11 protein-coding genes and 2 pseudogenes are annotated in these 13,715 nt (G+C 72.0%); all 13 read left to right on the top strand.

The genetic code is table 11. The features are described 5' to 3' along the window. Positions 1 to 4 precede the first annotated feature (4 nt). The gene (locus tag J7I98_RS30905; protein ID WP_214928349.1) at positions 5 to 1,096 is read left to right on the top strand and encodes a ThiF family adenylyltransferase; all 1,092 of its coding nucleotides are present in this window, start codon (positions 5 to 7) and stop codon (positions 1,094 to 1,096) included. After that, positions 1,075 to 1,407, top strand: a pseudogene (locus J7I98_RS43045) (effector-associated domain EAD1-containing protein); the annotation flags it as partial. The gene J7I98_RS30905 and the pseudogene J7I98_RS43045, both read left to right, overlap by 22 nt. Before the next feature lie 451 nt (positions 1,408 to 1,858). Next, on the top strand, positions 1,859 to 2,653 hold the full coding sequence (locus tag J7I98_RS30900; RefSeq protein ID WP_214928348.1) for a hypothetical protein: 795 nt from the start codon (positions 1,859 to 1,861) through the stop codon (positions 2,651 to 2,653). Next, positions 2,650 to 3,666 (top strand): JAB N-terminal domain-containing protein, encoded by a 1,017-nt coding sequence (locus J7I98_RS30895; protein WP_214928347.1) that lies wholly within the window; start codon positions 2,650 to 2,652, stop codon positions 3,664 to 3,666. The genes J7I98_RS30900 and J7I98_RS30895 overlap by 4 nt, the downstream gene beginning before the upstream one ends. Then, on the top strand, positions 3,663 to 4,604 hold the full coding sequence (locus J7I98_RS30890) for a hypothetical protein (RefSeq protein WP_214928346.1): 942 nt from the start codon (positions 3,663 to 3,665) through the stop codon (positions 4,602 to 4,604). The genes J7I98_RS30895 and J7I98_RS30890 overlap by 4 nt, the downstream gene beginning before the upstream one ends. A gap of 5 nt (positions 4,605 to 4,609) precedes the next feature. After that, positions 4,610 to 6,664 carry an ATP-binding protein gene (locus J7I98_RS30885; protein WP_214928345.1) on the top strand — a complete coding sequence of 685 codons (2,055 nt, stop codon included), beginning with the start codon at positions 4,610 to 4,612 and terminating at the stop codon, positions 6,662 to 6,664. Beyond that, the gene (locus J7I98_RS30880; RefSeq protein WP_214928344.1) at positions 6,661 to 7,884 is read left to right on the top strand and encodes an AAA family ATPase; all 1,224 of its coding nucleotides are present in this window, start codon (positions 6,661 to 6,663) and stop codon (positions 7,882 to 7,884) included. The genes J7I98_RS30885 and J7I98_RS30880 overlap by 4 nt, the downstream gene beginning before the upstream one ends. 6 nt (positions 7,885 to 7,890) lie before the next feature. Further along, positions 7,891 to 8,664 carry a hypothetical protein gene (locus tag J7I98_RS30875; RefSeq protein ID WP_214928343.1) on the top strand — a complete coding sequence of 258 codons (774 nt, stop codon included), beginning with the start codon at positions 7,891 to 7,893 and terminating at the stop codon, positions 8,662 to 8,664. A gap of 68 nt (positions 8,665 to 8,732) precedes the next feature. Next, positions 8,733 to 8,996 carry a hypothetical protein gene (locus J7I98_RS30870; protein ID WP_214928342.1) on the top strand — a complete coding sequence of 88 codons (264 nt, stop codon included), beginning with the start codon at positions 8,733 to 8,735 and terminating at the stop codon, positions 8,994 to 8,996. Further along, positions 8,989 to 9,693, top strand: a complete 705-nt coding sequence (locus J7I98_RS30865; RefSeq protein ID WP_214928341.1) for a hypothetical protein — start codon at positions 8,989 to 8,991, stop codon at positions 9,691 to 9,693. The genes J7I98_RS30870 and J7I98_RS30865 overlap by 8 nt, the downstream gene beginning before the upstream one ends. Before the next feature lie 3 nt (positions 9,694 to 9,696). After that, positions 9,697 to 11,616, top strand: a complete 1,920-nt coding sequence (locus J7I98_RS30860) for a hypothetical protein (protein WP_214928340.1) — start codon at positions 9,697 to 9,699, stop codon at positions 11,614 to 11,616. 4 nt (positions 11,617 to 11,620) lie between these two features. Further along, positions 11,621 to 12,481 carry an effector-associated domain EAD1-containing protein gene (locus J7I98_RS30855; protein WP_214928339.1) on the top strand — a complete coding sequence of 287 codons (861 nt, stop codon included), beginning with the start codon at positions 11,621 to 11,623 and terminating at the stop codon, positions 12,479 to 12,481. 2 nt (positions 12,482 to 12,483) lie between these two features. Continuing rightward, positions 12,484 to 13,715 (top strand): annotated as a pseudogene (locus J7I98_RS30850) (WD40 repeat domain-containing protein); the annotation flags it as partial.

Below are 13,715 nucleotides of genomic sequence, written 5' to 3'. Positions count from 1 at the left end.
GCCGATGGCGGGGGAGGACCGGTTCGCACGTGAGCGGCTCGTACCGGGATGGGATCCCGATACGTTCGCCGGGGCCACGGCCGTCGTCGTCGGGCTCGGCGCGCTGGGGAACGAGGCGGCCAAGAACCTGGCCCTGGCCGGGATCGGCAGGCTGGTCCTCTGCGACCCCGACACAGTGGAGACCACCAACCTGAGCCGTTCCGTCCTCTTCGGCCCCGACGACATCGGACGGCCCAAGACGGAAGCCGCCGCCGAAGCTCTGCGACGCCTGTCGGCCACCGTCGTCGTCGAGCCCCGGGTGCGCGACCTCGCCGCAGGCGTGGGACTGGGCGAACTCGCCGCGGCCGACGTGGTGCTGGGCTGCCTGGACAGCCTGCGCTCCCGCATGCGCCTGCTGGGCCGGTGCGCACTCGTCGAAGCACCGCTCGTGGACGGCGCTACCGGCCCCTGGGAAGGGGAGGTACGCCTGCGGCTCGACACACAGGAAGCCTGTTACGGCTGCACACTGACGGCACATCAGCGAAGCAGCGCCGACGTCCCCTGGAGCTGCCTGGACGACACGACGGCCGGCCAGCTCGGCACATCCATCGGTACGACCGCCCTGGTCGCCGCCTGGATGACACAGGCCGCGCTGTGCAGCGTCCTCGGCACGCCGCCCCCCTACCGCATGCTGCGCATCGAATCCCTGACGGGCCGCACGGCGCCCGTCGTGATGACCCGCGCACGCGACTGCCCGCACCACCGTCCGATTCAGGGCGACATCACGCCCTGCGCGCTCAATCACCGTGCCACAGCAGGGGAGTTGACCGCCGTACTGCCGTTCGGTGGCGAGCCACTCACGTGGTCGCAGTTTCCACTTCCCGTACGCTGCCGGGCCTGCCGGGGCTACGCTGAAACCGTCGGCGACCGGGCAGTGGCCGACACGCCGTTCTCACGATGTGACCAGTGCGGCCGCCTGCGGCGACCGCGGTTCAGTAATCGCCTCAGGGATGCCGCTCCGGACGCCCGACTGACCGAGCTCGGAGTGCCCCCTCAGGAGATCCTGCCCGTCCGGCAGCCGAGGGGGGAGTACACATGGCATCAGCTGAGTTCCTGAACGGCCCGCCCGAACCCCGAGACGCGGCAGGCCCGGCGCCGCAGCCGGAGATCCCCATCAGCAGGGAGGACCGCTACCGACTGCTGGAGGTACTGGCGAGCATCTACGGAACCGACAAAGAGGCGGCCGGAATCCTCGACCGCATCGGATTCCCCCGCGGAAGGCGCCCCAACTTCGTCGGCGCGAAGCCCGAAGAGACATGGACGGAAATCTTCGTCGACCTCAGCAACGGGGTCGTCGCGTCGCCCTACCGGCAGCTGATCACCATCGCGGTCCGCGTGTACAGCGCCAACCCGACCCTGGTGGACCTCGCCCAGACGTACGGCATCCTCCCGCCGGCCGCCGGCGCTCCGGCTCCCGCTCCTGTGCCCACTCCGCAGCCTGTGCCGCAGCCCGCTGTCCCGCCCACCGCCCCGGCCGCGGCGGCGACCGCCGAGCACCGGTCCGAGCCCATGTGCCACGTGATCGTCCGCGCGGACTCCGAGAACGACCGGCGGCGGGCGGCGACCGCCCTCACCGCGCTGGGCCTGCGCCCCAGAGAGGTCTGGTCGACCGCCCACGCCGTCTCCTTCCGCGTCGACGGACCAGCCCGATGTCGTACGGGAAGGGTTACGGGACACGCTGTTCGGCTGGACCGTCGTCGCACCGGGACAGCCCGACTACCTGCTGCACCAGCTCTTCGTCGAAGGCCCGGACGGCAGGCAGTTCCGGCTCATCGACGCACCGGCCCAGCAGGCGAACAGCGACGTCGCGGCCGAAGTGGTGGACCAGTACGGCCCGGGGTTCACCGATGCCACCCGATCCACCGTCATCGACCATGTCCAGGCCGACGGCCAGGGCCGCCGTCTGGACCCCGACGCCACCCTCCACGAGTCGGGCGTCCAGGACGGGGACCGTATGCGGGTCGGCTTCGAGACCACGGCCGGGGCGGTCAACCCCCTCGACCGGCAGGACGCCCTCTACCGGGTGCGCAACCAGATCGTCGCCTACGCCGAGAGTCACCCCGGCTTCGGCGTCAGCGCGGACTCGGCGCTGCTGCCCACCGAATTCGAGGTGGAATTCGAGCAGTTGAGCTTCGGCCCGCCCACTTCACCCGGCGGCGAACCGCCCGAGATCACGCACCATGTCGTACTGATCCAACTCGGCCCGGAGTTCCCGGAGACGGCGCCCGAGGTCTACTGGCTGACCCCCGTCTTCCACCCCAACGTCTTCCCGAACTACGACTGCGAACAGTCGCGCGCCTACGCGCAGAGCAAGGGCCTGGTGTGCCTCGGGCTGCTGGCCGAGTCGTACCAGCCGTCGCTCAGCTTCGGAACGCTGTGTCAGATGCTCGTCGACATGGCGGGCTTCCGGAACTACTCACTGTTCGAGCCGACCGGCGAACTCGGTCCCGACGGCAATCCCCGGGTCCGCGGAAACTTCTACGACCGCACCGCGGCGCAGTGGGTCGACGAGCACCAGGACCGGATCATTGCGATCAACGGCAGCGTCGCCGCGCCCGCCCTGCGGGACGCACCCCGCTACCCCAACCTCGTCGAACCCGTCGACGGCCGATGAGTACCCCGGCGGGCATCGACGTGGAACTCTTCCGCAGCGACGACTACGTACGGGCCGGGCGCCTGCCGTTGCTGCCCCTCCTGCGCAGCGTCCTGGAGCCCATGGTCGGCCAGTCGCTGGAGGGGGCCACGATCGAGCTGTCCTTCCTGCCCCTCACCGACCGCGCGCCGGTCCGGGGCACACCCTCCGTCATCAACCTCAGGGGCAGCCACGGCTACGTCAAGGTACGGATCGTCCGCGGGGACACCGTGCTCTACCAGCACCCGCACGCGCTGCGCGAAATCGTAGGCAGGCCCCTGCAGGAACTCCTGGGCGAGAGGCTCCCCGAGGAGACGCACTGGGGCTTCGGGATCCGCGGGCCCGGGCTGGAGAAGGTCGCCCTCGTCCGGCCGAAACCCGTGGCCGCCAACCGGGTCGAGATCGCCGTCGGCGGACCCAGGCGGCGCCTCTTCGGGATCGAGGAAGTGCCGGAACCGGAGCCGCCCGTTGCGACCCTCCAGGAACTCGGCATCGCCGAACCCACCGTGGAGGCCGTGTCCGAACCGGTCGCGGTGGTGCTCCACGCACGGGTGCACCGGGCACTGACCGGCGCGCGGCCGTTCTCGCGCGAGGTCGAGGAGGGCGGATTCCTCGCGGGGCACGTCCACCGCAACGCCGAACACCCGGACGGCCACCTGGTGGAGGTGACCGTGGCGATCCCCGCCGAACGCACCGGCGCCTCCCTCCTGCACTTCACCTTCACCGGCGAGAGCTACCTCAGGATCGGTGAATCGCTCGCCGCACGGGCCAGGGGCGAGAGCCTCGTCGGCTGGTACCACACGCACCTGTTCCCGGCCACGGACCGCTTCGGGCTCTCGTCGGCCGACGTAGACCTCCACACGACCACCTTCCAGCGCCCGTGGCAGGTCGCGGCCCTCGTCAACATCGACCAGACGTCGCGCGTACTGCGCCTCTACCGCCGCAACGGGACCGACACGATGACCACCGCCCCCTACTGGGCGAGGGAGCCGTGAACGCCCTGACCACCGCCCTGCGAGTGCTGCGCTGGGCGGTCGAAGGGACGGGCCAGCCGCCCGGCGGCCCCCTCCAGCACACCTCCGGCCTCATCGACCCCGGCGCGGAGGTACGCACGGCCCTGGCGGAGCTCATCCGCCACTTCGCGGCGCGTCACGGCGCGGGCCGGCCACCGCTCGGCGACCCGGAACCGGCGGGCGCCGGTGGTGTACTGCTCGCGGCGGCGATCGGCGGCCGGATGGAACCGGAGTCCGCGTGCGCGGTCGCCGAGGCGCTGCCGCCCCGAAGCCTGTCGGAGCGAGGCGGCGGCTGGTCCGACGCGCTCGCCCGCCATGCCGTCGTCGCCCCCTTCCTGAGCGGCGTACCGCGCTTCGAGGGAAAGCAGGCCGCCCCGCAGGGAGCAGTGGCGATGGGCCGCGCCGAGGCCGAGGAGAACGAACTGCGCATGGGCGAGGTACTGCTGGACGCCTCCCCGCTGACCGCAGTGCTGTACCGCCCCGCGGCCGGGCCGCTCTCCCGGGGGGCCACCGGCGCCGTCCGTACGGCCGCCGCACTCGTCACCCGCCCGGCAGGGCGCCGCCTCCTGTGCAACGGACTCGCCGCCTGGCACGGTCACGCGCCGGTGCTGGACTGGCGGTCCCAGCTGCTGGCCCGCCTCTCCGCCGACTACCCGGAGGTCGTACTGGACACCTATCTCGCCGCCCGCCTGCGGTACGGAACAGAGTGGGATCACCAGGTACGCGCGGCGCGGCGGCGCCTCGCGGTCCGGGCGCTGCCCGACGAACTCACGCTCGCCACCGTCCGGTTCTGGGCGCCGCTCGCGGACCTGTCCCGACGGCACCCCGGCCTGCCGGCGACCCGGCCCCTGCTGGCCGGGCACCAGCCGGCCGTCGAGCTCGTACGCCGCTACCGGCTGAACCTGCCCGCAACCGGCTGAGAGGAGTGGTTCCCCTGTCCAAGCGCCGCCTCGTCTTCGCGTCCACCACACCCCAGGCCCTGCGGGACCGCTGCCTGATGGCCCCGGTGGACGACCCGGACCTCACCCTCGGCCAACTCCTCGAAGAATTCCCCGCCTTGTCGCTGACCGAACTCGTCGACGACCACCTGCGGCTCCCCCTGAGCCGCGTGCTCATCGACGTACTCGACCATCCGCCCGCTCCCGGCACCCCGCTCTATCTGCCGCCCGGTGTCCCGCTCGGCGCGCTGTCCGGAGGGGCGGCCGACGACGAGCCCGCGGGTGCCGGGGAGGCGAGTGCTCCCGACCCGGTGCAGAAACCGCAGGACCGTACGGTGGCACCGGCGAACGGGCATCCCAAGCGGCTGAGCGAGCGCGAGGCCGTCCTCATCGCCCACGACGTCGAAATCAGCCGCGCCGCCGCCTACTTGGAAAGCGGCCTGTCGGTACTCATCCGCTGCGAGAAGCTCCTCGTGGAGCACCTGGCCGCCGAGATAGCCGGACGGTCCGGGCGCCCCCAGCAGACCGTGCGACTCGCCGAGAGCCTCACGGACGCCGCCGCACCCGGTGGCTTCGGCCCGGGCCGCCGCGCCGAACTGCTCGCCCTGCTGCACACCGCCGTCACCGACGCCCCGCCCGAGGACGTCGTGGTCGTACCCCACCTCGACCTGCTGGCGGGCGGCAGCGACGCCGCGCTCACCGCCGAGGCCCGGGAGCTGACCGATGTGCTGTACGAGCGCAGCGAACGCGTCCTGCTGGCCTTCACCGACCCGTCCCTGGTCGTCCCCGAGGTGCTCGCGGGCCGGTTCGGCGTCCGGCTCGCACTGGACATCCTGCCGCGCGAAGTGGTCACCGCCGACAGCGAGCGTGTGCCGCTCGGGCAGGCCCTGATCACGGAAGCCGAGGCGGAGCTGTTCTCCGGGTTCGACCCCGCCGGGCTCTACAAGTACGTGGCGGGCATGAACGCCGTCCGGCTCCGGCACGCCGTGCGCTTCGCCTACCACCACCACACCGCCCCCGACGGTGATCAGGAGTCGGGGCGCCGGCCGACGTTCGCCGACCTCCTTCAGGAGCTTCGTATCTTCAAGGCCCGTACGTCGAGCGCCTTCGAGGTGCCCGACGTGCCGCTGTCGGCCATCGGCGGGTACAAGGAGGTCAAGGACGAACTGCAGCGGGCGCTGGACATCGTCGGCGGCGCGGCCGACCTGCCCGAACACCTGCGTCACGATCTCGTCCCGCGCGGCTTCATCTTCCACGGCCCGCCCGGCACCGGAAAGACCTTGTTCGCGAAGGCGGTCGCCAGCAAGCTCGGAGCGACGATCCTCGTCGTCTCCGGTCCGGAGATCACGGACATGTACGTGGGGGAGAGCGAGCGCAAGGTACGGGACCTGTTCGCCGAGGCGCGGCGCAATGCGCCCGCGGTCATCGTCTTCGACGAGTTCGACTCCATCGCCGCCCAGCGCACCGGCCGCGACGACGGAGGCAGCCGTGCGGGCAACGCCGTCGTGGCTCAACTCCTCACCGAACTCGACGGGTTCCGGCCCGAAGTGCCGGTCCTGATCATCGGCACCACCAACAGGATCGACCTGATCGACGATGCGCTCCTGCGGCCCAGCCGGTTCCGCCCCATCAAGATCGACCTCCCGGACCATTCGGCCCGTACCGCCATTGCCGAGGTCCACGCGAAGCACTTCGGGGTCGCCGTGCGGCCGGGGCTGCTGAAGCGGATCGCCACGGCGACGGACGGGATGAACGGCGACGAGATCCGCTCGGTGTTCCGCGACGCGCGGGCAGAGCAGCTCGTCGGCGGACGAGGTGTCCCCGGCGCCCGCCGCCTCGGCGAACTCGTCGGCGAACTCCGCAGGGCGCGACAGCAGCGGGACCTCGACCGCGCCCAGCAGCAGACCGGCCGGAGCGCGGCCGCCAACGCGGCACAGCGCTCCCAGCGCGCCGCCATGATCGTTCTCGCGGGCCGCCAGTCGGCCCGTACAGCCCCCGCCGGGGCAGCATCGCTCGACCGAGGGGACGGCACGACACCGTGAGCAACGCGACGCCGACGAGGCACGACAGGACCCGGCTGCTGGCACGCACCTTCGCCACCCGCCTGGAAGAGGTGAAACAGGGATTCGTCGAGCGCGACGAAGTGGTCGACCTGCTGGCGCTGGCCACGCTGTGCCGCGAACACGCCCTGCTGATCGGGCCGCCGGGAACCGCCAAGACCCGGCTGATCGAGCGGTACTGCCGCATCCTCGACACGTCACCCTTCACCTACCTGCTCACCCGGTTCACCGAGCCCGCCGAGCTCTTCGGGCCCATCGACCTGCGGAAGTTCCAGGACCAGAGCGTGTACGAGGTGAACACCTCCGGCATGCTCCCCGAGGCCCGTATCGCCTTCCTCGACGAGGTCTTCCAGGGCAGCTCGGCGATCCTCAACACCTTGCTGACGCTGGTCAACGAGCGGAATTTCTTCACCGGCAGCAAGACCATCCACGGCCGGCTGATCACGCTGCTCGGTTCGTCGAACGAGATCCCCGACGACCCGGTCCTCGCCGCGTTCAGCGACCGCTTCCTGTTCCGCTGCCGCCTCGACTACGTGGCGGACGACGAGGTCGAAGAGGTGCTGGGGATGGGCTGGCAGGCGGAACAGCAGCAGATCCGCACAGATCCGGCCCTGGTCGACGGCCAGTTCGGCAAGACCCCCGTCAAGGTCGCCGGAACAGAGCGCTCCCAGGTGGCCTTCCCGCTCGCGGACCTCGCCGTGCTGCAGCAGGCGCTGGCCGATATCGACCTGAGCGCCGTACGCGATCCGTACGCCCGTATCGTGCGGGCACTGCGCGCCGAGGGCATCGCCTTCTCCGACCGCCGCGCGGTCAAGGCACAGAAGGCGTTCGCCGCGTCCGCGCTGCTGGCCGGCCGGCTGCGGGCGGAGATCTCGGACCTGGCCGTCCTGACACGACTGTGGACGGACCCGAGGGACGAACAGTCGCTGCGCCGCATCGTCGCCGACCACGGCGTCCCCATCGACACGCCCGGCCGGATCCTGCGCGATCCCTACGACCTGCGGATCGATCTGCGCGAATACCGCAACCGCCTGGCGCTGTTGCGCACTTCGGACGAAATCCGGGAAATGCTGCGGCTCCTCGGACGCCTGGCCGCCGAGGCACGCCGGGACCACCCGGCCGAGCAGCCGCTGCTCAAGGAGATCAGCCAGGCCCAGCGCGAAACGCTCACCAAACTGCGCGAGGACTTCCCGGAGGAGTGATCGAGGGTGTGCAATCCGAGGCGCATCAGGGTGCGGGCCACGCGTGAACTGGCCGTCGCCTGGGAGCAGGAGATGCGGCGGCGCGTGGTGAGGTCGGGGGAGGCGACGGGCGAGGCGCGGGTGTGCGAGTCGCTGCGGGGATCCGTCGGCGCACCGACACTGGCCGCGCTGCCCGGCGTTTTCGCTCGTACGCCGGGGTGGGAGGAGACCGAGGACGCGTTCCGGTTCTCCTTCGACGGCGGTTACGTCGCCTACCGTCCGGTGGAGGCCGAGCTGGAGATCGTGGCGACCGTATCGGCGGCGATCGAGGCGGTGGGCGAAGCGACGGAGACCGTGCGCGGCGAGGTCACCGGGACGATCGCGGCCGAGGGCACGGGCATGTACTACGACGACGCGTGGGGCGGCAGGGATCGCACGTCCGCCCAGCGCGACGCACAGGCCGCGGCCGAGGCGGCCCTGAACATGGAGGCCGAGGAACGGGTCCGAAGGGCCCGGAGCGAGGCGGGGTCGGGAGCCGGTGGCGAGGCGCAGGAGGCGGCAGCGGCCCGCGCCGACGCGGCCCTCGCAGCGGAGGCCAGGGCGCGCGAGCCGGAACTGCGTGAGCAGGCGGCGGCGCGGCTGGCCGCGGTGGGCGTGATGGGCCGGAACCTGTTCCACCAGGCCCTGGCGGACGCATACCGGGACGCGGTGCTCGCGTACGCGCGCTCGCGCGGGGCCGAGTTCATCAGGTGCTCGGAGACCGACGGCGTACTGGAGATCGACTTCGAGCTCCAGATCTAGCAGGCGCGAGAAGCAGGCGCGAAAAGTGGCGCGCGAAGCAGGTGTGAGACAGGTGCGAGAGGGGTGCCATGCGGGTCCGCGTGAGGTTCCGGTACCGGGCCGACACCGGTGAGGTCGAGCTGTACGAGGTCGAGGACATCGGCCCGGGGCCACGCGCGGCCGACCACGACGCCCGGCACGACAGGGCGGCCGCCGCGCTGGCCAGGATCGTCGAGGACAACGCCCTCATCGAAGAGGTGCACGGCGACACCCGCCCACGGCGGCGCGAGCCGAACGAATCCGTACCCGAGGAGCGTCCGACGACGCGGCGGGAGCTGCGCGACCGTGAGTGACGCCGCACTGCTGGAACGCGCCGCGGGCTGCTACCTGCGGTCCGGGCTGCCGACCGAGGCCGCGCGCTGCCTGAGGGAGGCGGGCGCCTTCCGGCGCTCCGCCGAACTATGCCGCGAACTGGGCGAGTTCCTCGGCGCGGCCGAGGACTACGTGTGCGCCGACATGATGGACGTGGCTGCCTGGGTTCTCGTCCACGAAGCCGGGGACGCGCCGGCCGCCAGGGCGGTCGCGGTCTGTGCGCCGCCCAGTCTCCGGACCGGGCTCGGCTCCGGGGAATGGACCGGGGCGGCTGTCCGGGTGACGCAATCCCGGTCGGCGCAACGGAGGTCGGCCGCCGAGCAAGAGGCCCGGGAAAGCTCACTGCGCATGCGGCTGGCACTGGCACGCTGCGACGTTGCCGAAGGCCGTTCCGACCGGGAGCCGCTCGCCGCGCTTGCTGCGGCGGCGGTCTTCCTCGGCTCCCACTCCCTCGTGTACGACCGGCTCGTGGAGCAATGGGGGGTCGCGACAGCCGAGTCGATGCGGCGCTACGACCAGGTCGCCCTCCTCTTCGCAGCGTCCGTCCGCGGACGGCGCGGTGGCGCCGCGCGGCGCTGGACCGAGTGGGCGGCGCGGGTGCTGCAGTCCGAGATCACGATCCCCGATCTTCCTTCGGACGACCGTCGGCAGGCCGTCCGTGCACTACGACAGGGATGAACCATGAAGTGGCCACGACGACGCAGAAACGACGACCAGGACCAGCAGCCCGTACCACCGCCGCCCGCCACGCCGTCGGCACCGCCGCCCGTCCCGCCTGCTCCGCCCCGGCCGCCCTCCGGGCTGCTGGAGGAGGTGCTGCGGTCGCGCGGCCGTGGCAGCAGGCCGCCTGCCGGGTCCGCACCGCGCGATGCCGAACCGCGCCCCAGGGCCCTGGGGCAGCGCCTCGCCCCGGAACCGGCCGTGCGTCCGGCCTCGGGACCGGTCCGCCGCCCGGCACCTGTACCGAAGGCGGCACCTGCACGTGCCGCCGTGGCCGACGTAAACAGTGATGCCGGTGGTGTAGGTGCCGGTGATTCCGGCGAGACCGCCATCGCCGTGCGGTTCGCCACAGCCACCTCCGCACTGGTCTTCACCGGGCGACTCGCCGCCCTCGGCCGCCCGCAGGCCGGTGACCACCGCCGGAGCGCCGACGGAGCGTCCTGGTGGGTGTTCACACACGTCGCGCTGGACCTCGGGCGGCAGTTGGCGACGGCTGCCGACGGCACGGTGTTCCTGGTCACGGGCACGCAGTTGGTACGGGACCAGGGCTGGGGCGACCCGGAGCGCGTCGCGGGACGCCGGTCGGCGCAGCGCCTGCCCGTTGCCTCACTGCGCCCCGCCACGCTCTTCGACCTGGTACGACGGGCCGGCCTGTACAGCGTGCCCGGGAGGGCCCTGGACGAAGCGGTGGTGCTGCTGCGGGCAGAGTTCGCCGGCGGTGTCATCCGGCGGGCACTCGACCTGGGCCTGGAGGTGACGTACCGCCCCACCCGCCTCACCCCGCTCTTCGACGACGAGCCGTCGGACCCCGCCCAGCACGGCGTCGTACTCGAACTCGCCCTGCGGGCACCGCACGGAGACCTCCCCGCCGGTTTCCTCGACGCGCTCCACCGTGACCCGTTCACGCTGGTCTGCCGCCGCGTCGGCGGAGAGGACACCGTACTGATGCAGTACCGCCAGGGATCGGCGCTGAGCGACGGCCCGCTGCTGGAGCTCGCTGAGCGGGGCGTATGGCTGCTGTCGGGTTCGGAGTTCGGCTGCGCCCGGCTGGAGCGGCTGGGCGAGCCGCTCGACGGCGGGGCCCTGGTCGAGCTCGCGGCCGACTATCCGCTGCAGGACGTGGGCGCCTCGCCCGACTGGGCCGACGACGCGCCGGCCGCGCCCGATGCTCCCCGCCTCACCATCGTGCCCGCCCGGACGTCGGGCGCCACGGTCGACGCCACCTTGCTCGACGGCACACAACTGGACACCGTACGGATGATGCTGGAGGGGCATCCCCTCGCCGACGCCGTCCAGGTCGTCACCGGGCGCGACCAGCATCTGCTGCTGGCGGCGGGCGGACTGTTGGAGCGCCTGCCGCTGGGGGAGCCGCTGCACTGCACCGGCCCGGGCCCGCTGTACATCCCCCTCGGATTCCGCACGGAGCCGCTGTTGCCGCCCTCGGCCCTGCAGGCACTCTTCGAGCCCGACGCCGACAGAGCCGTCGTACTGACCGCGCACGCCGCTCTCGTCTTCGACCTCACGCGGCGCCGCCCGGCCTGGACGCTGTGGGTGGGTCCGCTTCCCGAGCCGGACCTCCAACTCCCCGACGAGGCAGAGGCCGTACTGCGCGTGGTCGACGGACGGCTGACCCCCAAGCCCAAGCCGCGCCCGGCGGAACCGCCGCGCCAGCGGCAGGCGCAGCCGCCCGGCAGCCGGCCGAGGCCTGCCGGGAGCGGCGGCTCCCGCCGTCCCCGGCACTGGCGGGAGACCGCACTCGACGCGGAGTTCGCCGGTGACCTGGTGCGCGCCGCAGAGATCCACGAGCACAACGGGGATGTACTGCGCGCGGCCAACCTCTACGAACGTGCGGCGCGGCAGGCCGCGGGCCGGAGGTGGTAGGCGCGTGCCCAGGACCGAAGCGATGAACCTGACGGACGACGAGATCCACGAACTCGCCCGCGTCTTCCCGCCGGGACCGAGCGCCAGGACCCTGCTCCACAGAGCCGGATTCCCCGGCGAGCATGTGCCGAGTCAGCTCGGGGTCACACCACTTGAATTCTGGTACACCGTGGCGGCCGCCATCTCTGCCGGGATGGTGGAGGACGGCCGGCGTCAGCTGCTCGTGACGGCGGGCCGCGACTTCCCGCACAACGCGGTCTTCCGCGCCGTGACGCGGGAGCGGTTGCCCGTCGGGCACGTCCTGGTCGTGGGTGCGGGCCCCCATGGGTCCGAACGGGTGCGTGCGGACCGGGAGTTACGGGCCATCCAGCAGGCCACGGCGGGCGGCCCGATCGCCGTGGACTACTGCCCGGCCGCTGACGTCACCGACCTGGGACGCGTTCTGGACGTACGCCCGGACCTTCTGCACCTCGTCTGTCACGGGGAGGGCGAGCAGCTGGTCTTCGAGGACCCGTACGGCGACGCCCACCGCGTGCCCGCACGTGACGTCGCCGGGCTGCTGCGGGCGTACGCACGCCATGCCGGTGCGGAGCTGCGCGGCCTGGTACTGGCGTCCTGCGACAGCGAGGCGGTGGCCGAGCTGTTCACGGGCGTGGCCGAGACCGTGGTCGCCCACCGGGGACCGCTCGACGACGAGACGGCGGTCCTCTACGCGCGGGAGCTCTACGGCCTCCTCGAGCGGGTCCCCGCACTTGACGACGCGGCACGGATCGCCGCCGAGCACGTCGCGGTGGCACTGGGCGACGGGTACGGCGAGCAGTTGAAGGCGAACCTCGTGGTGCTGGGGCCGGGCGGGGAGCGGTGACAGTGACGTCGACGATCCCCGCCGAGGACCGGGCGCTGCGCGCCTGGGCACTGGCCCAGGCGCGCTCGGTGGGACGCGGCGGCGCGGGGCCGGAGCCGCCGGCGGCCGTGGGCGGGCCATCGCAGGAGCTGACGGCCGGCATCACGAGGCTGGAGGGGCTTGAGGCGGAGTACGTGACGTGCATGGACATCGGTGCGGTGCCGGGGGGACCGCTGCTGGTGGCTACGGGCAGCGTGACGGGCAGGGTCCGGGTGTGGGACGGGCAGACGGGAAAACTCCTGCGCTCGATGCAGGACGGATACCAGGACGTGCTGTCCGTCACCTGGAACATGGCCGGCGGACGGGCCCTGCTGGCAGTGCAGAGCTACTTGGGGGGCGCCATATGGGACGGGATGACGGCGGCACTGCTGGTCCGTGTGCCCGGGGCTCTGTCCCATGCCCCGGTGCGGGTCCGCGGAGCGGAGCGCTTCCTCTTCCGCCGCCCCTACGGGGGTGCTGAATGTGTCATCGATGTCTACGGACCGGGCGGCTACTACGGTGACTTGCGGTCGGCGGCCGAATCGGCCCGCCCGGTGCTGTGCGGACTGGCCGATTCATCGGGAACGACGACAGTCGTGAGCTCGGATCGCGGCATCTTCAAGATACTGAGAGCGACGGAAACGCCCCACTCGGGCCGGACAACCACGTCCGCTCGTCTGGCGGTTGATGCAGATCGCCCGACGCTCATGGCCGCAACGGGGTTGTCCCGGGACCACTTCCTGCTGGCAGAGGGATTCGAAAACGGGTTCTCCGTCTGGGAAGTTGTCGCCAACACCGGGCACAGGGTGGCCAGTCGCCTGCATCGCCGGGGCGTGAAGACGCTGGACTGGCTCGATATGCCCGATCACCGGACGCTCCTGGCGATCGGCTGCGACGACGGCTCGCTCATGCTCGTTGGCCTGGAGGGCCCCAGTGCGCAGGTAGGCGCACCTGGCAGGTGGCAGACCGAGATTTTCGACTCGCCCTTCGACCACCCAGCCATCATGAGCGTGACCTGGTGTCTGCCGTCCTCCCGGCAGCCGATGACCGCTGTGCTCTGCGAGGACTTCACCGTACGGCGCGAGCCGGGACCTTTCGCGGCCGTTCCGCAGGAGGCGAGCGGCAACAAGCTGTCCTCAGGACCGGACACGCCACCACGGCCCGACGCAACTCCACCCCCCAACGCACCCCCACCCTCCGACGCACCCCCACCCCC

This window comes from Streptomyces sp. ISL-98 (genome assembly GCF_018614055.1).
In the GTDB taxonomy this organism is placed as follows: Bacteria; Actinomycetota; Actinomycetes; order Streptomycetales; family Streptomycetaceae; genus Streptomyces; species Streptomyces spiramyceticus.
This window is presented reverse-complemented; position numbering and strand designations above follow the sequence as displayed.

What these genes read in the sequence shown, in the direction of transcription:
- J7I98_RS30905 (WP_214928349.1), top strand. Translation starts at nt 5, where the DNA reads ATGGCGGGGGAGGACCGGTTCGCACGTGAGCGGCTCGTACCGGGATGG.
- J7I98_RS30895 (WP_214928347.1), top strand. Translation starts at nt 2,650, where the DNA reads ATGAGTACCCCGGCGGGCATCGACGTGGAACTCTTCCGCAGCGACGAC.
- J7I98_RS30870 (WP_214928342.1), top strand. Translation starts at nt 8,733, where the DNA reads ATGCGGGTCCGCGTGAGGTTCCGGTACCGGGCCGACACCGGTGAGGTC.
- J7I98_RS30860 (WP_214928340.1), top strand. Translation starts at nt 9,697, where the DNA reads ATGAAGTGGCCACGACGACGCAGAAACGACGACCAGGACCAGCAGCCC.